This is a genomic window from Streptomyces sp. NPDC087300 (assembly GCF_044744425.1).
Classification (GTDB): Bacteria; Actinomycetota; Actinomycetes; order Streptomycetales; family Streptomycetaceae; genus Streptomyces.
The window spans coordinates 49,379-76,209 of record NZ_JBIUYI010000003.1 but is presented as its reverse complement, the minus strand read 5'-3'; the positions used below and the strand labels follow the sequence as shown (position 1 = coordinate 76,209).

Sequence of the window (26,831 nt, the reverse complement as noted above, 5' to 3'; positions counted from 1 at the left end):
GTGCGCCACCAGGTCGTCGAGGAGTGGAACGCCACCGGCGCGCAGGCCGGGCCCACGGCTGCCCGCACCCTGATCGCCGCCTTCGAGGAACAGGTCCGCCGCACGCCCGACGCCACCGCGCTCGTCTTCGAGGGCGAGACCCTCTCGTACGGCGAACTCAACGGGCGTGCCAACCGCCTCGCCCACCACCTCATCGCCCGTGGCGCGGGCCCCGAACAGCTCGTCGCGCTCCGGCTGCCCCGCTCCTTCGACCTGCTGACGGCCGTCTACGGCGTACTCAAGACCGGCGCCGCCTATCTGCCGCTCGACCCCGACCTGCCCGCCGAACGCGTGGCATACATGCTCGACGACGCCGGGCCGCTGCTCCTCATCGAAGAGCTCCCCGAAGGCCTCGACGCGCGGCCCGACCACGACCCGGCCGTCACCGTCCACCCCGACCACGCCGCGTACGTCATCTACACCTCGGGGTCCACCGGCGGCCCCAAGGGCGTCCTCGTGTCACACCGGTCGATCATGAACCGGCTCGTCTGGGGTCACGCCCGCTACGGCCTCGCCCCCGACGACCGCATGCTCCTGAAGACCTCCATCGGCTTCGACGTGTCGCTGCCCGAGCTCTTCTGGCCGCTCCAGGTCGGCGCCGCCCTCGTCATCGCCCGCCCCGACGGGCACCGCGACCCCGCCTATCTGGTGGATCTCGTACGCGAACAAGGCGTCACCGACGCCGACTTCGTGCCCTCCATGCTCGCGGCCTTCCTCGCGGAGCCCGGCGTCGAGGAGTGCCGCTCGCTGCGGCGCGTGGAGGCCGCGGGCGAGGCGCTGCCGGTCGAGGTCGCCGACGAGTTCGCCCGCCTCCTGCCGCACGCCGAGCTGCACAACCTCTACGGGCCCACCGAGGCGGCCGTCGAGGTGACCGCCTGGCAGCACCGGCCCGCGCCCGGCGCCACGGGAGTGCCGATCGGCGCCCCCGTCCACAACACGCAGGTGTACGTCCTGGACGGGGCGCTGCGCCCGGTCGCCCCCGGCGTCCCCGGCGAGCTGTACCTCGCGGGCGTCCAGCTCGCCCGCGGCTACCTCAACCGCCCCGGACTCACCGCCGACCGCTTCGTCGCGAGCCCCTTCGTGCCCGGCGCCCGCATCTACCGCACCGGCGACGTCGTCGCCTGGCGCCCCGACGGGGCGATCGACTACATCGGCCGCGGCGACTTCCAGGTGAAGGTGCGCGGTTTCCGCATCGAGCCGGGCGAGGTCGAGGCCGCGCTGCTCGCCCACCCGGCCGTCGCCCAGGCCGTCGTCGTGGCCCGCGAGAGCGGCGGCGGTGACAAGCGCCTGGTCGGCTACGCGGTGCTCGACGAGACGGCGGCGGACGGCGTGGACTCCGACGCGCTGCGGGCCTTCGTCGCCGCCCGCCTCCCCGAGTTCATGGTCCCCGCCCAGGTGGTGCCGCTCGACGCGCTGCCCGTGCTCTCCAGCGGCAAACTCGACCGCAAGGCCCTGCCCGAGCCGGAGTTCACCGCCGGCGTCTACCGGGCGCCCGCCACCCCCGAGGAGCAGATACTCGCCGGCCTCTTCGCCGAGATCCTCGGCGTGGACCGGGTCGGCGTCGACGACGACTTCTTCGGCCTGGGTGGGCACTCCCTGCTCGCCACCCGCCTCACCGGCCGGATCCGCGCCGTGCTCGGCGCCGAAGTTCCCATCCGCACCGTCTTCGAGACCCCCACCGTGGCCGCGCTCGCCGCCCATGTCGCGCGCGGCACCCGTGCCAGGGCCGCCCTGACCGCCCGCGCCGACCGCCCCGAGCGCGCACCGCTGTCGTACGCCCAGCGGCGCATGTGGTTCATCGACAGCTTCGAGGGCCCGTCGGCGACGTACAACATCCCGCTCACCGCCCGCCTCACCGGCCACGTCGACCAGCGGGCGCTGACCGGCGCCGTGCGGGACGTGCTCGTCCGGCACGCGGCGCTGCGCACCCTGATCCACGAGGACGAGACCGGCACCCCCTACCAACACGTCGTCCCCGCAGACGAGTTGACGGTGGACGTGCCGCTGTTCGACGTCGCCGAGCAGGACATGGCGGACGCCGTCGCGCGGGCCGTCGCGGAGCCCTTCGACCTCGCCGCCGACCTGCCGGTGCGCCTGACCCTCCTGCGCACGTCCGACACGTCGTACGTCCTGGTCCTCGTCGTGCACCACATCGCGGGCGACGGTGAGTCCGCGCTGCCGCTGGCCCGCGACCTGGCCACGGCGTACGCGGCACGGCTCGCAGGCACCGTCCCCGACTGGCCGCCGCTGCCGGTGGACTACGTCGACTACACGCTGTGGCAGCGCGAACTGCTCGGCGACGTCGACGACCTCAGCAGCACGCTCGCGGAGCAGTCCGCCTACTGGGAGCGCGAGCTCGCGGGTGTGCCGCAGCCGCTCCAACTGCCCGTGGACCGGCCCCGCCCCGCCACCGCGGGACACCGCGGCGGCATGGTGCGCTTCACCCTCGACACCGGCCTGCTCGCAGACGTCGAGCGCACCGCACGCGCGCAGGGCGTCACCGTGCCGATGCTGCTCCAGTCGGCCCTCGCCGTGCTCCTGCACCGGCTCGGCGCGGGCGACGACATCGCGATCGGCTCGCCCGTCGCGGGCCGCACCGACGAGGCGCTCGCCGACCTGGTCGGCTTCTTCGTCAACACCTGGGTGCTGCGCGCCGAACTCGACGGCGACCCCCGGTTCGACGCCTTCCTCGCCCAGGTCAGGGACAAGACGCTCGGCGCCTTCGACCACCAGGACGTGCCCTTCGAGCGCCTGGTCGAGCTGATCAACCCGGACCGCTCGACCTCCTACCACCCGCTCTTCCAGGTGATGTTCGCCTGGCAGAGCGCGTGGTCGGAGCTGTCGCTCGGCGATGCGCACGGAACGCTGGCCCCGGTACCCAACGGCACCGCCAAGTTCGACCTGTCCTTCATGCTCGCCGAGCAGCACGACGACGGCGGAACCGACGGCGGCCGCACCGTGCTCGGCTCGATCGAGTACGCCGTCGACCTGTTCGACGACGCCACGGCCGCGCTCATCGCCGACCGCTACGTCACCCTCGTACGCCGTCTGACGGCCGACCCCGCGCAGCGCGTAGGCGCGGTCGACGTCCTCCAGGACGGCGAACGGCAGGCGCTGCTCACCGCGTACAACGACACCGCACGGCCCGTCCCCGACCTCACCGTGCCCGCCATGTTCGAGCGCTGGGCGGCGGAGACCCCCGACGCCGTCGCCGTCGTCCTCGGCGACACCTCCCTGACGTACCGCCAGCTCAACCGGCGCGCCAACCTCCTCGCCCATGAGCTGATCCGGCGCGGCGTCGGCCCGGAGACCACCGTCGCCGTAGCGCTGCCCCGCTCCCCGGAGCTCGTCACCGCGCTGCTCGGCGTCGTCAAGGCCGGTGGCGCCTACCTGCCGATCGACCCCGAGTACCCGAGCGCGCGCCTGGACTACATCCTCACCGACGCCGCGCCCCGGCTGCTCCTCACGGACGCCGAGGTCCACCCGACGCTGCCGGACACCGGACTGCCCGCGCTCTACCTGGCGGACCTGCCGGAGACGGGCCCCGACGCCGACCGCGACCCGGCGCCCGCGCTGCTTCCCGAGCACCTCGCGTACCTGATGTACACCTCCGGCTCCACGGGCCGGCCCAAGGGCGTCGCCGTCACCCACCAGAACGTCGTCTCGCTGTTCGCGGGCACCGAGCACTGGTGCCGCTTCGGCCCGGACGACGTGTGGGCGTGGTGCCACTCGCAGGCGTTCGACTTCTCCGTGTGGGAACTGTGGGGCGCGCTGCTGTACGGCGGGCGGGTCGTCGTCGTGACGTGGGACGTGGTCCGCTCGCCGGACGCCCTGTGGCGGCTCGTCCTCGACACCGGCGTCACCGTGCTCAACCAGACGCCGTCCGCGTTCTACGAGCTGGTGAGCGCGCGCGCCGCCGAACCCGAGCGGGCGTCGCCGCTGCGCATGGTCGTCTTCGGCGGCGAGGCGCTGGATCCGGCACGGCTACGCGGCTGGTACCCGGGCGACCTGCCCAACCCGCCCGCCCTGATCAACATGTACGGCATCACCGAGACCACCGTCCACGTCACCCACCTGGAGCTGACCGCCGACTCCGCCGACCAGGGCGCCAGCCCCATCGGCGTGCCCATCGGCAACGTCCAGGTGTACGTGCTCGGCCCGGACATGGAGCCCGCGCCGACCGGCGTCATCGGCGAGATGTACGTCGCGGGGCTCGGCGCGGCCCGCGGCTACCACGGGCGTCCCGCGCTGACCGCCGAGCGCTTCGTCGCCAACCCCTTCGGCGCGCCAGGCTCCCGCATGTACCGCAGCGGCGACCTGGCCCGCTGGACCGCCGACGGACAGCTGGAGTACTTCGGCCGGGGCGACGCCCAGGTCAAGGTGCGCGGTTTCCGCATCGAGCCCGGCGAGATCGAGGCCGCGCTGCTCGCCCACCCGGGCGTCGCACAGGCCGCGGTGATCGCCCGCGACGTCGGCGACAGCGGCAAGCAACTGGTCGGGTACGTGGTCCCGGGCGGCGACGCCCCCGAGGGTGGCGACATCGACATCCACTCCGGCGTGACGACGAGCGAGCTGCGGGCGTTCGCGACGCAGCGGCTGCCGGAGTTCATGGTGCCGTCCGCGTTCGTGGTCCTTGACCGGCTGCCGCTCACCCGCAACGGCAAGCTCGACCGCAAGGCGCTGCCCGACGCCGAGTTCATGGGCGCCACCTACCGCGCGCCGGGCACCCCGGCCGAGAGCGTCCTGGCCGCCGTGTACGCGGAGGTGCTGGGTCTGGACCGGGTGGGTGTGGACGACGACTTCTTCACCATCGGCGGCGACAGCATCCGCTCCATCCAGGTCGTCTCCCGCGCCCGCGCGCTCGGCCTCGAAGTCAGCCCGCGCGAGATCTTCGAGTCCCGCACGGTCGCCCAGCTCGCCACCGTCGCCCGCGCGGGCGACGCGGAGAGCACGGGGACGCCCGCCCTCGCCGAACTCGAAGGCGGCGGGACGGGAACCGTTCCCCTGCTGCCGATCGCCCACTACCTGCGCAAACTGGGCGGCGGCGCCGTGGAGTCGTACGGCTTCTCCCGCTTCTCCCAGTCCATGCTGGTCGAACTCCCCGACGGCATCGACGAGTCGGGCATCGCCGCCACTCTGGGCGAGGTCCTCGACCGCCACGACATGCTCCGCTCCCGCCTTCTGGACGGCACGGAGGGACTCTTCGTCAGCCCGCCGGGATCGGTCGACACCGCCTCACTCGTACACCGCGTGGCCTGCGACGGCGACTGGGACAGCGCACCGGTCAAGGCCCTGGTCACCGCTGAACTCGACGCCGCGGCGGGCCGGTTGGATCCGGCTGCCGGGGTGATGGTCCAGTGCGTCTGGCTGGCCGCGCCTTCGGGTGTGGGGCGTCTGTTGTTGGTGCTGCATCACCTGGTGGTGGACGGGGTGTCGTGGCGGGTGCTGTTGCCGGATCTTGCGGCGGCGTGGGAGCGGGTGCGTGCGGGTCGTGAGGCGGCCTTGCCGTTGGCCGGTACGTCGGTCCGGCGCTGGGCGCACGCCCTGGAAGAGGCTGCTCGCACCGAGGAGCGCGAGTCCGAACTCCCGATGTGGGAAAGGGTGTTGGAAGGAGCCGACCCGGACCTCGGGTCGCGCCCCTTCGACCCGGCCGTCGACGTGGCCGCCTCCGTGGAGACCGTACGGGTCCAGCTGCCGGTGTCCGTGACCGAGGCTCTGCTCACGGGGGTGCCTGCGGCGTTCCGTGGAGGTGTGAACGACGGGCTGCTGGCGGCGTTGGCGACGGCGGTGGCGGTGTGGCGTGAGCGTCGTGGTGTGAAGGAGACCTCGGCGCTGATCCGGCTGGAAGGCCATGGGCGTGAGGAGGTTGTGGCGCCGGGTGCTGATCTGTCGCGTGCGGTGGGCTGGTTCACCAGCATGTTCCCGGTGCGGCTCGACACGGCCGGTGCCGATCTGGCGGAGGCGCTGGCCGGTGGTGCGAGTGCGGGCCGGGTGGTCAAGGCGGTCAAGGAGCAGTTGCTCGCGATCCCGGACAAGGGGATCGGGTACGGGCTGCTGCGTTATCTGAATCCTGAGACCGCGCAGCGGTTGGCCGGGTACGGGACCGGTCAGATCAGCTTCAACTACCTGGGCCGGCTCTCGGGTGCCGACATGCCCGAGCACCTGCGCGGCCTCGGCTGGACCCAGGCCGGGGACGCCTCCGTGCTCCAGGCCGCCCCCGACGCCGACATGCCCGCGATGGCGGCGCTCGACATCGACTCCATCGTCACCGACACCCCCGAGGGACTCCCGCGGCTCTCCGCCCGCTTCCACTTCCCGACCGGACTCCTCGCCCGCGAGGACGTACGGGAGCTCGCAGACCTGTGGTGCGAGGCACTGACCGGACTGGCCCGGCACGTCACGGCGCCCGGCGCGGGCGGGCTCACCCCCTCCGACGCGCTGGAACCCGTCGGCCAGGAGGAGATCGAGAAGTGGGAGGAGACCTACCCCGGCCTGTCCGACGTATGGCCGCTGACCTCCCTCCAGTCCGGGCTGCTCTTCCACTCGATGCTCGCCGACGCGGCGTTCGACGCGTACCACATGCAGCTCGTCTTCCATCTGTCGGGCCGCGTCGACCCCGCCCGGATGCGGGCCGCGGGGCAGGCGCTCCTGGACCGGCACGACAACCTGCGCACCGCCTTCGTGCCCGGCGCCGACGGCGAGCACGTCCAGCTCGTCGTCGACGGGCTCGACCTGCCGTGGCGCGAGATCGACCTCACCCATCTGGCGGGGGAGCGGCAGGCGGGCGCCCTCGAACAGTTCCTCGCCGACGACCACCGCGACTACTTCGACCCGCTCGTCCCGCCGCTGCTGCGCCTCACCCTGGTCACGCTCGGCCCGGACCGCGCCGAACTCGTACTGACGGCCCATCACATCCTGTTCGACGGCTGGTCGTTGCCGCTGATCATCGAGGAGCTGCTGCGGACCTACGCGACCGGTGGCGACACCACGGCGCTGCCCCGCCCGCACTCCTACCGCACCTTCCTGTCCTGGCTCGCCGGGCAGGACAGGGACGCGGCGCGCGAGGCCTGGCAGCGGGAACTCGACGGGGTTGAGGAGCCCACGGTCGTCGCCTCGGGGACCCTCGCGCCCGACGACACCTCGGGCATCGGCTCCGCCGACGTGCCGCTCTCCACCGACGAGGCAAGGACCCTGTCGCGGCGCGCCGCCGAGCAGGGCGTCACCCTCAACACCCTGGTGCAGGGCGCCTGGGCGGTCCTGCTCGGCGAGCTGACCGGGCGCAGGGACGTCGTGTTCGGCACCACCGTCTCGGGCCGGCCGCCCGAGCTCCCGGGCGCGGACGCCACCGTCGGCCTCTTCATCAACACGCTGCCGGTCCGGGTGACCAGCGCTCCCGGCGACACCTTCGGCGAGCTGCTCGACCGGTTGCAGACCCGGCAGGCCGCGCTGCTCGACCACCACCACTTCGGCCTCACCGACATCCACCAGGCCACGGGCCACAGCTCCCTGTTCGACACGCTCGTCGTCTTCGAGTCCTATCCCGTGGACCGGCTCGGCATCACCGACGCCAACACGGCGGCGGGGGTCGCCGTCACCGGCATCCGCCCCTTCACCGTCACCCACTACCCGCTGACCCTGATGGCCGCGGCCGATCCGCACCTGCGGCTCAGCGTGCAGTTCCAGCGGGGCCTGTTCGACCAGGCGGAGGCCGAGACGGTGGCCGCGCGGCTGGTCCGGGTGCTGCGGCAGCTCGTGGCCGATCCGACGGGCCGGGTCGGCGCGGTGGACGTCCTGCACGAGGGCGAACGGCGCCGGCTGCTGCGTGATCTGAACGCCACCGCTCTCGACGTCCCCGACCACACGGTCCCCGAGCTCTTCGAACGGCAGGTGGCGGCCACCCCGGACGCCGTCGCCGTCGTCCTCGGCGACACCTCCCTGACGTACCGGCAGCTGGACGACCGCGCCAACCGGCTCGCGCACGAGCTGATCGGGCGTGGGGTGGGCCCGGAGTCCGTCGTGGCGGTGGCGCTGCCCCGCACCGAGGAACTCGTCGTCGCCCTGCTCGCCGTCCTCAAGGCGGGCGGCGCCTATCTGCCCATCGACCCCGAATACCCGGGCAAGCGCCTGGAGTTCATCCTCGGCGACGCCCGACCCGCCCTCGTCGTCACCGACAGCGCCACCGGCCAGGGGCTGCCGGGCGCCGACTGCGCCCAGCTGCACGTGGACCTGCTCGACGGGAGCACGCGCGACGTCGGGACCGCCCCCACGGACGCGGACCGCGGCGGCGCCCTGCTGCCCGCGCACCTCGCGTATCTGATGTACACCTCGGGCTCCACCGGCCGCCCCAAGGGCGCCGCGATCACCCACCGCGGTGTGGTGAACGGCGTCACCGGTCTGATCGCCGCGCTCGGCGGCCCGACCGGCAAGCGGGCGCTTGCCGCGACTTCCGTCAGCTTCGACGTGTCCGCCTTCGAGATCTTCTCGACGCTGTGCTCGGGCGGTTCCATCGAGGTCGTACGGGACGTCCTGGTGCTCGGCGAGCGCGCGGACGGCTGGACGGGCGGCATGGTCTCGACCGTGCCGTCGGCCTTCACCGAGCTCCTCGACCAGGTCGCGGGACGGCTCGACGTCGACTCGGTGGTCTTCGCGGGCGAGGCCCTGCCCGCCTCGCTGGTGCACCGCGTCCGCGAGGCGCTGCCCGAGGCCCGCGTGGTCAACTCCTACGGCCAGAGCGAGTCCTTCTACGCCACCACGTTCGTCCTGCCGCCCGGCCAGGAGTGGACCGGCACGGGCGGCGCGCCGATCGGCACCCCGCTCGCCAACATGCGCACCTATGTGCTCGGCACCGGTCTCGCGCCCGCCCCGTACGGGGCCGTCGGCGAGCTGTACGTCGCGGGCGACTGCCTGGGCCGGGGCTACTACGGCCGGCAGGCGCTCACCGCGGAGCGGTTCGTCGCCGACCCCTACGGGCCGCCCGGGTCCCGCATGTACCGCACCGGCGACCTGGCGCGCTGGAACGCCGAAGGGCAGCTGGAGTACATGGGCCGCGGCGACGCGCAGGTGAAGGTGCGCGGTTTCCGCATCGAGCCCGGCGAGATCGAGGCCGCCCTCACCGCGCACCCGGCCGTCGCCCAGGCCGTGGTCGTCGCCCGCGACGGCAGGACCGTCAAGCAGCTCGTCGCGTACGTGGTCCTCGACGCGGACGCCCCCGACGCCGCCGACGCCGAAGGGGCGCGGGAAGCGGGAGCCGACGGCGCCGAGGCGGGGACCGGCGGCAACGGCGTGGACTCCGACGCGCTGCGCGCCTTCGTCGCGGCCCGGCTGCCCGACTTCATGGTGCCCTCCGTCGCCGTCGTCCTGGACAAGCTGCCGCTGCTGCCCAGCGGCAAGCTGGACAGGGCGGCCCTGCCCGAGCCGGAGTTCGTCTCCGGCCTCTACCGGGCGCCGAACACCCCCGAGGAGGCCGTGCTCGCCGACCTGTTCGCCGAGGTGCTCGGCCTGGACCGGGTCGGTGTCGACGACGACTTCTTCGACCTGGGCGGGCACTCGCTGCTCGCCACCCGGCTCACCGGCCGCGTCCGCGCCGCACTCGGCGCGGAGCTGCCGATCAAGGCCGTCTTCGACTGGCCGACCGTCGCCGGACTGGTCAAGCAGCTGCACCGGGGCGGCCGAGCGCGCGCCGCGCTCAAGGCGATCTCGGTACGGCCCGACCGCATCCCGCTCTCCTACGCCCAGCGCCGCCTGTGGTTCATCGACCGCTTCGAGGGGCCTTCCGCGACGTACAACATCTCCGTCGCGCTGCGCCTGACGGGGCCGCTGGACACCGACGCGATGACCGAGGCCATCAAGGACGTCCTGGCCCGGCACGAGAGCCTGCGCACCCTCGTCGCCGAGGACGGCGACGGCGTGCCGTTCCAGCACGTGCTGCCGGTCCTTGACGCCGCGATCTACGTGCCGGTCGTCGACGTGACGCCCGAGCAGACCCCGGCGGCCGTGCGGCGGGCGGCCGGGCACCGGTTCGACCTGTCCACCCAGATCCCGTTCCGGGCGACGCTGCTGCGCGGGTCCGCCGAGGAACACGTCCTGGTGATGGTGCTGCACCACATATCGGGCGACGGTGGCTCCACCGCGCCGCTGGCCCGCGACATCTCCGTCGCCTACGCGGCCCGCAGGGCCGGGCGCGTGCCCGGCTGGGCCGACCTGCCCGTGCAGTACGTGGACTACACGCTGTGGCAGCAGGAGATCCTCGGCGCCGAGGACGACCCGGAGAGCCTGCTCGCCACCCAGTCGGCGTACTGGGCCGCCGAACTCGACGGCGTGCCGCAGCCCCTCCAGCTGCCCACCGACCACCCGCGGCCCGCCAAGGCGAGCCACGTCGGCGACACGGTCGACTTCGTGATGGATCTCGAACTGCTCTCCACCGTCGAGGAGTTGGCGCGACAGCACGGCGCGACGACCGCGATGGTGCTCCAGTCGGCGCTCGCCGTGCTGCTCCACCAGCTCGGCGCGGGCGACGACCTCACCATCGGCTCGCCCATCGCGGGCCGCACCGACGAGGCCCTCGCCGACCTCTCCGGCTTCTTCGTCAACACCTGGGTGCTGCGCGCCCGTCTCGCGGGCAATCCCTCCTTCGGGCGGCTCCTGGACGACGTCAGGGCCAAGGCGCTCGCCGCCTACGAGAACCAGGAAGCCCCCTTCGAACGGCTCGTGGAACTCCTCAACCCGGAGCGCTCCACGGCCTACCAGCCCCTCTTCCAGGTCATGTTCGCCTGGCAGAACAACGCCAGGCCCGACTTCGACCTGCCGGGCCTGAAGGTGGGTCTGGAGCCGATCTCCACGGGCAGCTCGAAGTTCGACCTCTTCTTCAACCTGGCGGAGGTGCCCGGCGAGGGAGTGGCCGGCAGCATCGAGTACGCGGTCGACCTCTTCGAACGCGACACCGTGGAGGCGCTCGCCGACCGGTTCGTGCGGGTGCTGCGCGCCGTCGTGGCCGACCCGGACCGCCGGATCGGCGCGGTGGACGTACTGGCCGACGACGAACGCGGCCGACTGCTGCACGAGTTCAACGCCACCGCGCTCGACGTCCCCGACCTCACCGTGCCCGAGGTCTTCGAGCGGCAGGTCGCGGCCACCCCGGACGCGGTCGCCGTCGTCTTCGACGAGACTACTCTGACGTATCGTCAACTCGACGACCGGGCACGGGAGCTCGCCGTACGTCTCGCGGGGCAGGGGGTCGGGCCGGACACCGTGGTCGCGGTGGCCCTGCCCCGTACCGAGGAGCTCGTCGTCGCCCTGCTCGCCGTCCTCGACGCGGGCGGCGCCTATCTGCCGATCGACCCCGAATTCCCCTCCCGCAGGCTGGAGTTCATCCTCGAAGACGCCCGGCCCGCGCTCGTCCTCACCGACACCGCGAGCGCCCGGGTCCTCCCGGAGGGCGTGCGTACGCCACGGATGTACGTGGACCGGCCGGACCCGGGCGCCGAGGGCGCGCTCCTGCCGCCGCGCCTGCACCCGCACCACGCGGGTTACGTGATGTACACCTCCGGCTCCACCGGAACGCCCAAGGGCGTCGTCATCACCCACCGCAACATCGTCAACTGCGCGCTCGGCCTGGTCGACGCGCTGGGCGGCCCGACCGGCAAGCGGGCGCTTGCCGCGACCTCCGTCAGCTTCGACGTGTCCGCGTTCGAGATCTTCTCGACCCTGTTCACCGGCGGCTCCATCGAGGTCGTACGCGACGTGCTCGTCCTCGGCGAGCGGACGGACGGCTGGTCCGGCGGCATGGTCTCGACCGTGCCGTCCGCGTTCACCGAACTCCTCGACGCGGTCGCCGACGGGCTCGACGTCGACTCGGTGGTCTTCGCCGGCGAGGCGCTGTCCGCCGGCCTCGTGCACCGGGTCCGCGAGGCCCTGCCCGGCACCCGCGTGGTCAACTCCTACGGCCAGAGCGAGTCCTTCTACGCCACCACGTTCGTCCTGCCGCCCGGCCAGGAGTGGAACGGCACGGGCAGCGCCCCCATCGGCACCCCCATCGGCAACGTCCGCGTCCACCTGCTGGGCCCCGGCCTCCAGCCGGTCGCCCCCGGCGTCGCGGGCGAGCTGTACGTGGCGGGCTCCGGCATCGGCCGCGGCTACCACGGCCGCCCGGACCTGACCGCGGAGCGGTTCGTCGCCGACCCCTACGGGCCGCCCGGCACCCGCATGTACCGCACCGGCGACCTGGCGCGCTGGAACGCCGAAGGCCAGCTCGAATACCTCGGCCGCGACGACGCCCAGGTGAAGGTGCGCGGCTTCCGCATCGAGCCCGGCGAGGTCGAGGCCGCGCTGACCGCGCACCCCGGCATCGCCCAGGCCGTCGTCGTCGCCCGCGAGGGCCGCGGCGGCGGTGCCAAGCAGCTCGTCGGGTACGTGGTGCCGGCCGCCGGCGGCGCGGGCGTCGTCACCAGCGAACTGCGCTCCTTCGTCGCCCGCGGCCTGCCCGAGTTCATGGTGCCGTCCGCCTTCGTCCTGCTCGACCGGCTGCCGCTCACCCCGAACGGCAAGCTCGACCGGGCCGTCCTGCCCGAGCCCGAGTTCACCGGCGGCCGCTACCGCGCCCCGGAGACCGCCGAGGAGAAGGTCCTGGCCGCCGTGTACGCCGAGGTGCTGGGTCTGGACCGGGTGGGTGTGGACGACGACTTCTTCACCGTCGGCGGCGACAGCATCCGCTCCATCCAGGTCGTCACCCGGGCCCGTGCGCTCGGCGTCGAGGTGACGCCCAGGGAGATCTTCGAGAGCCGGACGGTCGCCCAGCTCGCCGCGGTCGCCCTCGCCCACCGAGGGGCGGGCGCCTCCGCCGTCCTCGCGGAGTACGACGGCGGGGGCACCGGCACCATGCCGCTGCTGCCCGTCGCCCGTTACCTCACCGAACTCGGCGGTTCCATCGACCGGTTCTCCATGTCGGTCGCCCTGCACCTGCCCGAAGGCATAGACGAGTCGGGCCTCACCGCCACGCTCGGCGCGGTCCTCGACCGCCACGACGTGCTGCGCTCCCGTCTCCTGGACGGCGCCGAGGGGCTCCTCGTCACCGCGCAGGGGACCGTCGACCCGGGATCCCTCGTACGCCGGGTGGCCTGTGACGGCGACTGGGAGAGCGCCGCGACGCGCACGCTGGTTTCGGACGAACTGGCCCTCGCCGAGGGCCGGTTGGATCCGGCTGCCGGGGTGATGGTCCAGTGCGTCTGGCTGGCCGCGCCTTCGGGTGTGGGGCGTCTGTTGTTGGTGCTGCATCACCTGGTGGTGGACGGGGTGTCGTGGCGGGTGCTGTTGCCGGATCTGGCGGCGGCGTGGGAGCGGGTGCGTGCGGGTCGTGAGGCGGCTCTACCGTTGGCCGGTACGTCGGTCCGGCGCTGGGCGCACGCCCTGGAGGAGGCTGCCCGGACCGAGGGCCGCGAGGCTGAACTCCCCATATGGGAGCAGGTCTTGGAGGGCCCGGACCCTGTCATCGGTTCTCGTCCCCTGGACGCCGAACGGGACCTGGCAGCAGACACCCGGACCCTCGCGACACGCCTCTCGGCATCCGTGACCGAGGCTCTGCTCACGGGGGTGCCTGCGGCGTTCCGTGGTGGTGTGAACGACGGGCTGCTGGCGGCGTTGGCCACCGCGGTGGCGGTGTGGCGTGAGCGGCGTGGTGTGGAGGAGACCTCGGCGCTGATCCGGCTTGAGGGTCATGGGCGTGAGGAGGTTGTGGCGCCGGGTGCTGATCTGTCGCGTGCGGTGGGCTGGTTCACCAGCATGTTCCCGGTGCGGCTCGACACGGCCGGTGTCGATCTGGCGGACGCGCTGGCCGGTGGCGTGAGTGCGGGCCGGGTGGTCAAGGCGGTCAAGGAGCAGCTCCTCGCGATCCCGGACAAGGGCATCGGGTACGGGCTGCTGCGCTACCTGAACCCCGAGACCGCCACCCGACTGGCTCCCTACGGAACCGGTCAGATCAGCTTCAACTACCTCGGACAGCTCTCCGGCGCCGACATGCCCGAACACCTGCGCGGCCTCGGCTGGAACCTGGCCACCGACGTGGGCGAGCTGACACTCACCCCCGACCCCGACATGCCCGCCCTGGCCGCGCTGGACGTCACCGCCCTCGTCACCGACACCGGTCAGGGACCCCAGCTGGGCATCACCTTCGGCTACGCCCCCCGGGTCCTCACCGATGACGACGTCCGCGAGCTGATGGACCTGTGGCAGCAGGCGCTCACCGGCCTCGCCCGCCACGTGGGCACACCGGGCACCGGCGGGCTCACCCCCTCCGACGTGGCGCTGCCCGCCGTCACCCAGGACGCCCTGGAGACGTGGGAGGACAGCCACCCCGGCCTGACCGACGTATGGCCGCTGACACCGCTCCAGTCCGGGCTCCTGTTCCACTCGATGCTCGCCGACGCCTCCTTCGACGCCTACCACATGCAGCTCGTCATGCATGTCTCCGGGACCGTCGACCCCGCCCGGATGCGGGCCGCGGGACAGGCACTCCTCGACCGGCACGACAACCTGCGCACCGCCTTCGTCCCCGCCGCCGACGGCACCCAGGTGCAGCTCCTCGTCGACGGGCTCGAACTGCCCTGGCGCACCCTCGACCTCGGCGCGCTGAGCGGCGAGCGGCAGGATCTGGCCCTGGAGGAGTTCCTCGCCGAGGACCTCGACGTCCACTTCGACATGGCCGTGCCGCCCCTGCTGCGGATGGCCCTCGTCACCCTCGGCGACGGCCGCTCCGAACTCGTCCTGACGGCCCATCACGTGCTGTTCGACGGCTGGTCCGTGCCCCTGCTCATCGAAGACCTCATGCGGCTCTACGCGGCCGACGGTGACCACTCCGAACTGCCGCGCACCCGCAGCTTCCGCACCTTCCTGTCCTGGCTGGACGGGCAGGACCGCGAGGAGGCGGCCCGGGCGTGGGCGGACGAACTGGCCGGACTCGACGAGCCGACCCTGCTGGCGGGCGCCGAACCGGCCGGTGAGCAGTCCGTCGGCGAGGCCGAGGTCGACCTCACCACCGAGGACGCCCGCGCCCTGTCCCGGCGCGCCGCCCAGCTCGGCGTCACCCTCAACACCCTGGTGCAGGGCGCCTGGGCGGTCCTGCTCGGCGAGCTCACCGGGCGCAGGGACGTCGTGTTCGGCACCACCGTCTCGGGCCGGCCGCCCGAGCTCGCGGGCGTCGACTCCATGGTCGGCCTGTTCATCAACACCCTGCCCGTACGCGTGCGTTCGGAGCCCGGCGACACCTTCGGCGACCTGCTGACCCGCGTCCAGAGCAGCCAGGCGGGCCTGCTGGACCACCACCACTACGGCCTCACCGAGCTGCACCGGATCACCGGCCTGAGCAAGCTCTTCGACACGCTCGTCGTCTTCGAGTCGTTCCCCGTCGATCTCGGCGGCATCACCGAGGCCAACGACGCGGCGGGCGTCGCCGTGACAGGGCTGCGGCCCTTCACCGGCACCCACTACCCGCTGACCGTCACCGCCGCGGCCGACCCGCACCTGCGGCTCTCCCTCCAGTACCAGCGCAACGTCCTCGACCAGGAGAGCGCCGACGCCATCGGCGCCCGCCTCGTCCGGGTCCTGCGCCACCTGGTGGACGACCCCGCACGGCCGCTCGCCGCACTCGACGTCCTGGCACCCGACGAGCGGCAGCGGGTCCTCACGGACTTCAACGCCACCGCGTCGCCCGCCGAGGACGTGACGGTGCCCGACCTCGTCGAGCGGCAGGCCGCGGCCACCCCGGACGCGACCGCTGTGATCTTCGGAACGCGCACGCTCACGTACGGCGAACTCAACGACCGCGCCAACCGTCTGGCGCACGAGCTGATCGGGCGCGGGGTGGGCCCGGAGTCCGTCGTGGCGGTGGCGCTGTCCCGCACCGAGGAACTCGTCGTCGCCCTGCTCGCCGTCCTCAAGGCGGGCGGCGCCTATCTGCCCATCGACCCCGAATACCCGTCCCGCAGGCTGGAGTTCATCCTCCAGGACGCGGCTCCCGCGCTGCTCCTGACGGATGAGTCGATCGCGCCACGGCTGCCGCACCCCGACATCCCGCGGCTGCTTCCCGAGCGGCTCGCCGACACGGGGCCCGCCACCGACCCGGCCCGCGCCCTGCGCCCGGCCAACCTCGCCTACCTCATCTACACCTCCGGTTCCACCGGCCGGCCGAAGGGGGTCGCCACCAGCCACGCGAACATGACCAACGGCGCGCTGTGCCTCGCCCCGTACGCCGCCGTGCGGCCCGGAGCGCGCATGCTCGCCGCCACCTCGGTCAGCTTCGACGTGTCGGTCTTCGAGATCTTCTCGACGCTCTGCACCGGCGGCACCGTGGACGTCGTCGCCGACGTCCTCGCCCTTGCCGAACGCACCGAGAACGGCGGCTGGGCGGGCGGCACCATCTGCACCGTCCCCTCCGTCTTCACCGAGCTCCTCGACCAGCTCTCCGGCAAGATCGTCGCCGAGACCATCGTGCTCGGCGGCGAACAGCTCACCGAGACCCTGGTGCGCCAGGTCCGCGAGGCCATCCCCGGCGTCCAGGTCGTCAACGGCTACGGCCCCACCGAGACGTACTACGCCACCACCCACCCCGTCCCCGACAGCAACCAGTGCACCGGCACCGGCAGCATCCCCATCGGCGCCCCCATCGGCAACGCCCGCACCTACGTACTGGGCACCGCCCTCAACCCGCTGCCCGTCGGAGTCGTCGGCGAGGTGTACGTCGCGGGCGCGGGCGTCGCACGCGGCTACCACGGCCGCCCGGGGCTCAGCGCGGAACGCTTCGTCGCCGACCCCTACGGCCCGCCGGGATCCCGCATGTACCGCAGCGGCGACCTCGCACGCTGGACCCCGGAAGGACAACTGGAGTACGTCGGCCGCGGGGACGCCCAGGTGAAGGTGCGCGGCTTCCGCATCGAGCCCGGCGAGATCGAGACCGCGCTCACCGCGCACCACGGCGTCGGCCAGGCCGCGGTCGTCGTCCGCGACGGAGGCCGCCTGGTGGCCTATGTGACCGGTCCCGACGACGTGACCCGCGAGCTCAAGGAACACGTCGCCCAGCTCGTCCCCGACCACATGGTCCCCGCCGCGTTCGTCCACCTCGACCGGCTGCCGCTCACCCCGAACGGCAAGCTCGACCGGGCGGCGCTGCCCGCTCCCGAGTTCACCACGGAGGCGTACCGCGCCCCGAGCACCCCGCAGGAGACGACGATCGCCGGCCTCTTCGCCGAGGTGCTCGGCGTCGAACGGGCGGGCGCCGACGACGACTTCTTCGCCCTCGGCGGCCACTCGCTGCTCGCCACCCGGCTCATCAGCCGCATCCGCGCGGTCATGGCCGTCGACATCCCGATCCGGGCCGTCTTCGAGTCGCCGAACGTCACCGCCCTCGCCCGGATCGCCGCCAGGACCACCACCAAGACCCGCAGGCCGCGCCTGCGCCGGATGACCGGCGCACAGGCCGCCGCGACCGACGCCCCGCAGGCCGGGACCCAGGTTCAGGAATCAGGAGTGAACGCATCATGATCCCTCTGTCCTTCGCGCAGCGCAGGCTGTGGTTCATCAACCGGTTCGAGGGCCCGTCGGCCACCTACAACATCCCCGTGGTGCTGCGCCTGACCGGCACCCTCGACCCCGACGCGCTCACCGCCGCGGTGCGGGACGTCGTCACCCGGCACGAGAGCCTGCGCACCCTCATCGTCGAGGACCGGCACGGCGAACCCTTCCAGCACGTCCTGCCGGACGACGAGGCGAAGCCGGCGGTCGATAAGGCCGACGTGACACCGGACGGGCTCGCGGCCGCGGTGCGGGCCGCCGTGGCCCACGAGTTCGACCTCGCCGTCGAACTGCCCCTGCGCACCCTGCTGTTGCGCCTGGCACCCGAGGAGTACGTCCTCGTCCTCGTCCTGCACCACATCGCGGGCGACGGCGGGTCGGCGGCACCGCTCGCACGCGACATCTCCACCGCGTACGCGGCCCGCCGCCTGGGCCGCGCGCCCGGCTGGGAGGAACTGCCGGTCCAGTACACCGACTACACGCTGTGGCAGCGCGAACTCCTCGGCGACGAGGACGACCCGGAGAGCGTCCTCGCGAGCCAATCCGCCTACTGGGCAAAGGAGCTGGCGGGCGTGCCCCAGCCGCTCCAGCTGCCCGCGGACCGGCCGCGCCCCGCCACGGCGGGCTACGACGGCGGCAGTGTCGACTTCGCCATGGAGCCCGCACTGCTCCAGCAGGTCGAGCGGCTCGCGCAGGAACGCGGCGTCACCGTCGCCATGGTCATGCAGTCCGCCCTGGCCGTACTGCTCAACCGGCTCGGCGGCGGCGACGACATCACCCTCGGCTCCCCGATCGCAGGACGCACGGACGAGGCGCTCGCCGACATGGTGGGCTTCTTCGTCAACACCTGGGTGCTGCGCGCCGGACTCGCGGGCAACCCGGCCTTCACCGACCTGCTCACCCAGGTCCGCGACAAGTCCCTGACCGCGTACGACAACCAGGACGTCCCCTTCGAGCGGCTCGTCGAGATCGTCAACCCGGACCGCTCGACCGCCTACCACCCGCTCTTCCAGGTCATGTTCGCCTGGCAGAACAACGTCTGGCCCGAGTTCGACATGCCGGGCCTGCGCGTCGCCTTCGAGCCCGTCTCGACGCCGACCGCGAAGTTCGACCTGTTCTTCAACCTCGCGGAGGTCCCCGGCGAGGGCGTGCACGGCACGCTCGAATACGCCGTCGACCTCTTCGACCGCGACACGGTCCACCGCATCGCGTCCCGCTTCGTCTCCGTCGTCCGCCAACTCGTCGCTGATCCGGGGCGTTCGATCGGTTCGGTGGACGTGTTGGAGGTGGGGGAGCGGGAGGTCCTTCTGGGCGAGTGGAACGACTCCGAGGCCGCCGTCCCCGACGTGTCCGTGGTGGACCTCTTCGAGCGGCAGGTTGCGGCGAGTCCTGATGCTTTGGCGGTGTCGTACGGCGGTGTGTCGTTGTCGTATGGGGAGTTGGATCGTCGGGTGAATCGGGTGGCGTGGTGGTTGTTGGGGAGGGGGGTGGGTCCGGAGCGTCGGGTGGCTTTGTTGTTGCCGCGTTCGGTGGATTTGGTGGTGGCGTTGTTGGCGGTGTTGAAGGCCGGTGGGGTGTATGTGCCGGTGGATCCGGATTATCCGGCGGCGCGGGTGGCGCATGTGGTGGGTGATGCGGATCCGGTGTTGGTTTTGGATGAGGACGAGTTGGGGGGTGATTTTTCGGGGTTTTCGGATGTGGCGCCTGGTGTGGGGGTGTCGTCGGGGGGTGCGGCGTATGCGATTTATACGTCGGGTTCGACGGGGTTGCCGAAGGGTGTGGTGGTTTCGCATGGTGCGTTGGCGAATTTCGTGGTGGATATGGCGGGGCGGTTCGGTCTGGGGGTGGGGGATCGGCTGTTGGCGGTGACGACGGTTGCGTTCGATATCGCGGCGTTGGAGTTGTTCGTGCCGTTGGTGTCGGGTGCGGGTGTGGTGCTGGCGGACAAGGAGATGGTGTCTCAGCCTTCGGTGTTGGGGGAGGTGGTGCGGGGGTGTGGGGTGTCGGTGATGCAGGCGACGCCGTCGTTGTGGCAGTCGGTTGTGGCGCATGATCCGGGGATGTTGGCCGGGTTGAAGGTGTTGGTGGGTGGTGAGGCGTTGCCGGCTTCGTTGGCGTCGGCGATGGTCGAGGCCGGTGGGGAGGTCACGAATCTTTACGGGCCGACCGAGACCACCATCTGGTCGGTGTCCGATCGGGTTTCCGGAGTCGGCGCACCCGCGATCGGAAAGCCGATCGCCAACACTCAGGTCTACGTTCTGGATGAGTTTTTGCGGTTGGTGGCTCCTGGTGTGGTGGGGGAGTTGTATATCGCGGGTGAGGGGTTGGCGCGTGGTTATGCGAACCGGCCTGGTCTGACGTCGGGTCGTTTCGTGGCTGATCCGTTCGCTTCCCATGGTGGCCGTCGTATGTATCGGACGGGCGATCTGGCGAAGTGGGGTCCGGACGGGCGGCTGACCTGTGTGGGCCGCGTCGATGAGCAGGTGAAGATCCGGGGTTTCCGGATCGAGCCTGGGGAGATCGAGACGGTTCTCTCCGCCCACCCCGAGGTCGATCGCGCCGTGGTCGTCGCCCGCCAGGACACCGCCGACGACCCCCGTCTCGTCGCCTACGTGATCCCCGCCGCCGACGGCTCCGGCGCGGGCGCTGGTGCGCAGGTGGATGAATGGCAGGAGGTGTACGACGAGGTCTATGCGCGTTCGGATGCCGAGTGGGGTGAGGACTTCGCGCTGTGGAACTCCACCTACACCGGAGACCCGATCCCCCTGGGCGAGATGCGCACGTGGCGCGACACCGCCGTCGACGAGGTGCTGCGCGGCGCTCCCCGCCGCGTCGTCGAACTCGGTGTGGGCGCGGGCCTGTTGCTCGCCAAGCTGGCGGGCCATGTCGACGAGTACTGGGGCACGGACTTCTCGGGCCCGGTCATCGACCGCCTCGGTGAGCAGGTCGGGGAGGCGTCGCTGAGCGCACGGGTGCGCCTCGCCTGCCAGCCGGCGGACGACATCACGGGGCTGCCGCTGGGGCACTTCGACACGGTCGTCATCAACTCCGTCGTCCAGTACTTCCCGGACGAGGCGTACCTGGTCAGGGTGCTGGAGAAGTCCCTGGAGCTCCTGGCGCCCGGCGGCCGGATCGTCGTCGGTGACGTCCGCGCGCACGGTTCGCTGAAACTGCTCCAGACCGCCGTACAGCACCACCAGAATCCGGAGGCGGCCCCCGCGGTGCTGCGGGCGGCCATCGAGCAAGCCGTGGTGCGCGAGCGTGAACTCGTGGTCGAGCCGGAGTGGTTCACCCGCTGGGCGGCCCAGCACGAGGGGCTCGCGGTCGAGGTCCGGGTGAAGCCCGGTGCGGACCACAACGAGCTGACCCGCCACCGCTACGAGGTCGTGCTGCACAAGGCACCCGCCGCCGAGGTGTGCCTCGCGGAGGTGCCTGCCGTGATCTGGGGCGAGGAGGTCGCCGATCTCGACGTCCTGCACGACCTCGTCCGTGCCGCCGACGGCGAGGCCCTGCGGGTCAGCCGTATCCCCAACGCCCGTCTGGCCGAGGAGATGTCGGCGGCCGTGGCGCTCTCCGTGGTCGGCGAGCCGACCGCGAGCGGTCCCGCCGTCGACCCGCACGACCTGATGCTCTGGGCCGCGGGACACGGCTGGGAAGTCCTGCCGACCCTGACGGCGGGCGCCCCCGACACTTTCGACGCGGTCGTGCTCACCGCCGTCCCACAGTCCCCGAGCCAGGTCTTCACCGGAGTGTTCCGGCCCTCGGGGCTCGCCGACGGCACCCTGATCAACGACCCCGCCGGGGCCCGCGACGTGGGCACGCTCCTGACGACGCTGCGCGGATACGTACGGGACCGCCTCCCCGAGTACATGGTCCCCGCGGCCGTGGTGCCGCTCACCGACATTCCGCTGACCCCGAACGGCAAGGTCGACCGGCGTGCCCTGCCCGCCCCCGACTTCGCCGCCCTGGCCACCGGGCGCGCGCCCCGCACCCCGCAGGAAGAAGTGCTCTGCGATCTGTTCGCCGAGGTGCTCGGGCTGCCCAGGGTCGGCATCGAGGACAACTTCTTCGAGCTCGGCGGCCACTCCCTGCTCGCCACCCGGCTCATCAGCCGCATCCGCGCGACCCTCGACATCGAGCTGCCGATCCGCGTCCTGTTCGAGGCGCCGACCGTGGCGCAGCTCGCCGAGCAGGCGGACGGCTCGGGAGCGGCGCGCGCACAGCTGTCGGTGCGGACCCGGCCCGACGTCCTGCCGCTCTCCTTCGCCCAGCAGCGCCTGTGGTTCCTGCACAAGCTGGAGGGGCCGTCCGCGACGTACAACATGCCGCTCGCACTGCGCCTCACGGGGCGCGTCGACCGCGACGCGCTCGAACAGGCGCTGCGGGACGTGGTCGCACGGCACGAGTCGCTGCGCACGGTCTTCCCCGAGACCGAGGGCCGCCCGCGCCAGCAGGTCATGGACCCCGCCGAACTGCCGGTGACCTGGGAGGTCAGGCACACCACCGAGGAGGACCTGGACGGCGCGCTGCGCGAGGCGGCCGCCCACGGCTTCGACCTCGCCACCGAACTCCCGGTCAGGGCCTGGCTGTTCGAGATCAGCCCCACCGAATGCGCGATCCTCGTGCTGATCCATCACATCGCCGCGGACGGCTGGTCGATGGGGCCCCTCGCCCGCGACCTGGTCAGCGCGTACACGGCGCGCCGCGAGGGCCGCGAGCCCGGCTGGCAGCAACTGCCCGCGCAGTACGCCGACTACACGCTCTGGCAGCGGGACGTCCTGGGCGACGAGAACGACCCGGACAGCCTGTTCTCCAGCCAAGTCGGCTACTGGACGAGGCAGTTGGCAGGGCTGCCCGACCACCTGGACCTGCCGGTGGACCGGCCCAGGCCCGCCGTCCCCTCGTACGAGGGGGAACTCCTCAAGTTCGACCTCGACGCGGAGCTCCACCAAGGGATCGTCGACCTCGCCCACGAGCGCGGCGCCACCGTCTTCATGGTGCTCCAGGCGGCGATGGCGGCGCTGTTCACCCGGCTCGGCGCCGGCACCGACATCCCGCTGGGCTCCCCGATCGCGGGCCGCACGGACGAGGCGCTCAACGATCTCGTCGGCATCTTCGTCAACACCCTCGTGCTGCGCACCGACACCTCGGGCGACCCGACGTTCACGGAACTGGTCGACCGGGTGCGCGAGACGGACCTCGCCGCGTACGCGCACCAGGACGTGCCCTTCGAGCACCTGGTGGAGATCCTCAACCCGGAGCGCTCGACCTCCCACCACCCGCTCTTCCAGGTCTCGTTCGGGCTGCAGAACGTGACGGAGGGCAAGTTCGAACTGCCGGGCCTGACGGTACGGCCCGCGCTCGCGGGCACGAACACCGCCCGCTTCGAGCTCCTCATCGCACTCGGCGAACACCGCGACGAGGACGGCACGCCGCAGGGCGTCGGCGCGATGGTCGAGTACGCGACCGACCTGTACGACCGCCCCACCGTCGAACTCCTCATCACCCGCTGGCGCCATCTGCTGGCCCAGGTCGTCGCTGATCCGGGGCGCTCGATCGGTTCGGTGGATGTGTTGGAGGTGGGGGAGCGGGAGGTGTTGCTGGGTGAGTGGAACGACTCGGCGGTTCTGGTGCCTCCCGTGACGGTGGTGGATTTGTTTGAGCGGCAGGTTGCGGCGAGTCCTGATGCGCTCGCTGTGTCGTACGGCGGTGTGTCGTTGTCGTATGGGGAGTTGGATCGTCGGGTGAATCGGGTGGCGTGGTGGTTGTTGGGGAGGGGGGTGGGTCCGGAGCGTCGGGTGGCTTTGTTGTTGCCGCGTTCGGTGGATTTGGTGGTGGCGTTGTTGGCGGTGTTGAAGGCCGGTGGGGTGTATGTGCCGGTGGATCCGGATTATCCGGCGGCGCGGGTGGCGCATGTGGTGGGTGATGCGGATCCGGTGTTGGTTTTGGATGAGGGTGAGTTGGGGGGTGATTTTTCGGGTTTCTCTGATGTGGCGCCGGGTGTGGGGGTGTCGTCGGGGGGTGCGGCGTATGCGATTTATACGTCGGGTTCGACGGGGTTGCCGAAGGGTGTGGTGGTTTCGCATGGGGCTTTGGCGAATTTCGTGGTGGATATGGCGGGGCGGTTCGGTCTGGGGGTGGGGGATCGGCTGTTGGCGGTGACGACGGTTGCGTTCGATATCGCGGCGTTGGAGTTGTTCGTGCCGTTGGTGTCGGGTGCGGGTGTGGTGCTGGCGGACAAGGAGATGGTGTCTCAGCCTTCGGTGTTGGGGGAGGTGGTGCGGGGGTGTGGGGTGTCGGTGATGCAGGCGACGCCGTCGTTGTGGCAGTCGGTTGTGGCGCATGATCCGGGGATGTTGGCCGGGTTGAAGGTGTTGGTGGGTGGTGAGGCGTTGCCGGCTTCGTTGGCGTCGGCGATGGTCGAGGCCGGTGGGGAGGTCACGAATCTTTACGGGCCGACCGAGACCACCATCTGGTCGGTGTCCGATCGGGTTTCCGGAGTCGGCGCACCCGCGATCGGAAAGCCGATCGCCAACACTCAGGTCTACGTTCTGGATGAGTTTTTGCGGTTGGTGGCTCCTGGTGTGGTGGGGGAGTTGTATATCGCGGGTGAGGGGTTGGCGCGTGGTTATGCGAACCGGCCTGGTTTGACGTCGGGTCGTTTCGTGGCTGATCCGTTTGCTTCCGATGGTGGCCGTCGTATGTATCGGACGGGCGATCTGGCGAAGTGGGGTCCGGATGGGCGGCTGACCTGTGTCGGCCGGGTCGATGAGCAGGTGAAGATCCGGGGTTTCCGGATCGAGCCTGGGGAGATCGAGACGGTTCTCTCCGCCCACCCCGAAGTGGATCGCGCCGTGGTCGTCGCCCGCCAGGACGCCGCCGACGACCCCCGCCTGGTGGCGTATGTCGTGCCGTCCGCGGACGGTTCGGAGTCCGGGGCTGGTGCGCAGGTGGATGAATGGCAGGAGGTGTACGACGAGGTCTATGCGCGCTCGGACGCCGAGTGGGGTGAGGACTTCGCGCTGTGGAACTCCACCTACACCGGAGACCCGATCCCCCTCGACGAGATGCGCACGTGGCGTGACACCGCCGTCGACGAGATTCGCCGCTGGGAACCTCGCCGGATCATCGAACTGGGCGTAGGCGCGGGCCTGTTGCTCTCGCAGCTGGTGTCCGAGGTCGACGAGTACTGGGGCACGGACTTCTCGGGTCCCGTCATCGAGCGGCTCGGTGAGCAGGTCGCGGAGGCCGGCCGTGCCGACCGGGTGCACCTGGCGTGCCGCCCTGCCGATGACATCACGGGGCTGCCGGTCGGATACTTCGACACCGTCGTCATCAACTCTGTGGCGCAGTACTTCCCCGACGAGGCCTATCTCGGCCGCGTACTGGAGAAGTCCATGGAGCTCCTGGCGCCCGGCGGCCGCATCGTCGTCGGTGACGTCCGTTCGTACGGCACCCTCCGCCTCCTTCAGACGACGGTCCAGCGGCACCAGAACCCCAGCACCGCCCCCGCTGTGCTGCGGGCGGCGATCGAACAGGCCGTGCTGCGCGAGCGTGAACTCGTCGTGGAGCCCGAGTGGTTCACCCGCTGGGCGGCCGGGCGTGCGGAGGTCGCGGTCGAGGTCCGGGTGAAACCCGGCGCGGACCACAACGAGCTGACCCGCCACCGCTACGAAGTGGTGCTGCACAAGGCACCCGCCGCCCGGATCCCGCTTGACGACGTGCCTGCCGTGACCTGGGGTGAGGAAGTCGCCGACCTCGACGCTCTGCACGAGCTCGCCCGAGCCACCGACTCCCACGCCCTGCGGGTCAGCCGTATCCCCAACGCCCGTCTGGCCGAGGAGATGTCGGCGGCCGTGGCGCTCTCCGTCGTCGGCGAGCCGACCACGAGCGGTCCCGCCGTCGACCCGCACGAGCTCGCGCTCTGGGCCGCGGGACACGGCTGGGAAGTCCTGCCCACCCTCACCGCCGGGGGCCCCGACGCCTTCGACGCCGTGCTGGTCCTCGACGGAACGCCGACCGCGGGCCGCGTGTTCACCGGTGCGTTCGTCCCGTCGGGGCTCGCCGACCGTGCCCATGTGAACAACCCGGCGGGCGTCCGCGGGGTCGGCACCCTGGTGGCGACGCTGCGCGAGCACGTGCGCGACCGGCTTCCGGAGTACATGGTTCCGGCGGCCGTGGTGCCGCTGAACGACATCCCGCTCACCCCGAACGGCAAGGTCGACCGGCGCGCCCTGCCCGCCCCCGACTTCGCCGCCCTCGCGACGAGCCGGGCACCCCGGACCTCGCAGGAAGAGCTGCTCTGCTCGCTCTTCGCCGAGATCCTGGGCCTGCCCACGGTCGGCATCGAGGACAACTTCTTCGAGCTCGGCGGCCACTCCCTGCTCGCCACCCGGCTCATCAGCCGCATCGGGGCCGCGCTCGACGTCGAGCTGCCGATCCGTACCGTCTTCCAGTCGCCGACGGTCGCCGCGCTCGCCCCGCACCTGCGCCGCCCGCTGGACGTGGCGCCGGAGGACCCGTACAACGTGGTCCTGCCGATCCGTACGGACGTGGCGGGCGACCCCCTGTGGCTGGTGCATCCGGGCGGCGGCCTGTGCTGGCCGTTCCTCGGCTTCGCGGGGCTCGTCGACGACCGGCCGCTGTACGGCATCCAGGCCCGCGGCTTCGACGGATCGCCGGTGCCCGACTCGGTCACGGCGATGGTCGAGGACTACGTCGAGCAGCTGCGCAAGGTGCAGCAGCACGGGCCGTACCACCTGCTCGGCTGGTCCATCGGCGGCACCCTCGCGCACGCCGTGGCCGCCGAACTCCAGCGGCAGGGCTGCGAGGTCGCCACGCTCGCCCTCCTGGACAGCGTGCCCAGCGCGGCCTACGCCGACCACGCGGAGGTGCGCAAGGACGACGTACGCGCCTTCCTCGGCGCCTACGTCGCCCATCTCACCGGCACCGACCAGTACGACTTCCTCCTCGAGACGGCGTCGACCATCGTCGTGAAGCACGCCGCGATGATGAAGGAATTCACCTCTCCCGTCTTCCGCGGCCGGGCGCTCTTCTTCAACGCGACCCTGAACCCGGACGACTCCTACGCCCCCCAATGGGGTCCCCACATCGTCGGTGACGTACAGGAGCACGACGTGCCCTGCGCACACGGCGACATGTATCTGCCCGAACACGCGGCGGAGATCTGCCGGACGATCGCCCGGCACATCGAAGGTGCCGAAAGGCAGCAGTGA

2 protein-coding genes (1 of these 2 cut by a window edge) are annotated in these 26,831 nt (G+C 71.7%); both read left to right on the top strand.

The window, feature by feature from the left end:
- On the top strand, nucleotides 1–17,565 hold the 3' portion of the coding sequence (locus ACIO9J_RS11230; RefSeq protein ID WP_401996116.1) for a non-ribosomal peptide synthase/polyketide synthase. It extends 1,422 nt beyond the left edge of the window; the window shows 17,565 of its 18,987 coding nt (coding positions 1,423–18,987); its start codon lies beyond the left edge, outside the window; it ends in the stop codon at nucleotides 17,563–17,565.
- Complete coding sequence (locus ACIO9J_RS11225; RefSeq protein WP_401996113.1) at nucleotides 17,562–26,831, top strand: amino acid adenylation domain-containing protein; 9,270 nt, start codon at nucleotides 17,562–17,564, stop codon at nucleotides 26,829–26,831. The genes ACIO9J_RS11230 and ACIO9J_RS11225 overlap by 4 nt, the downstream gene beginning before the upstream one ends.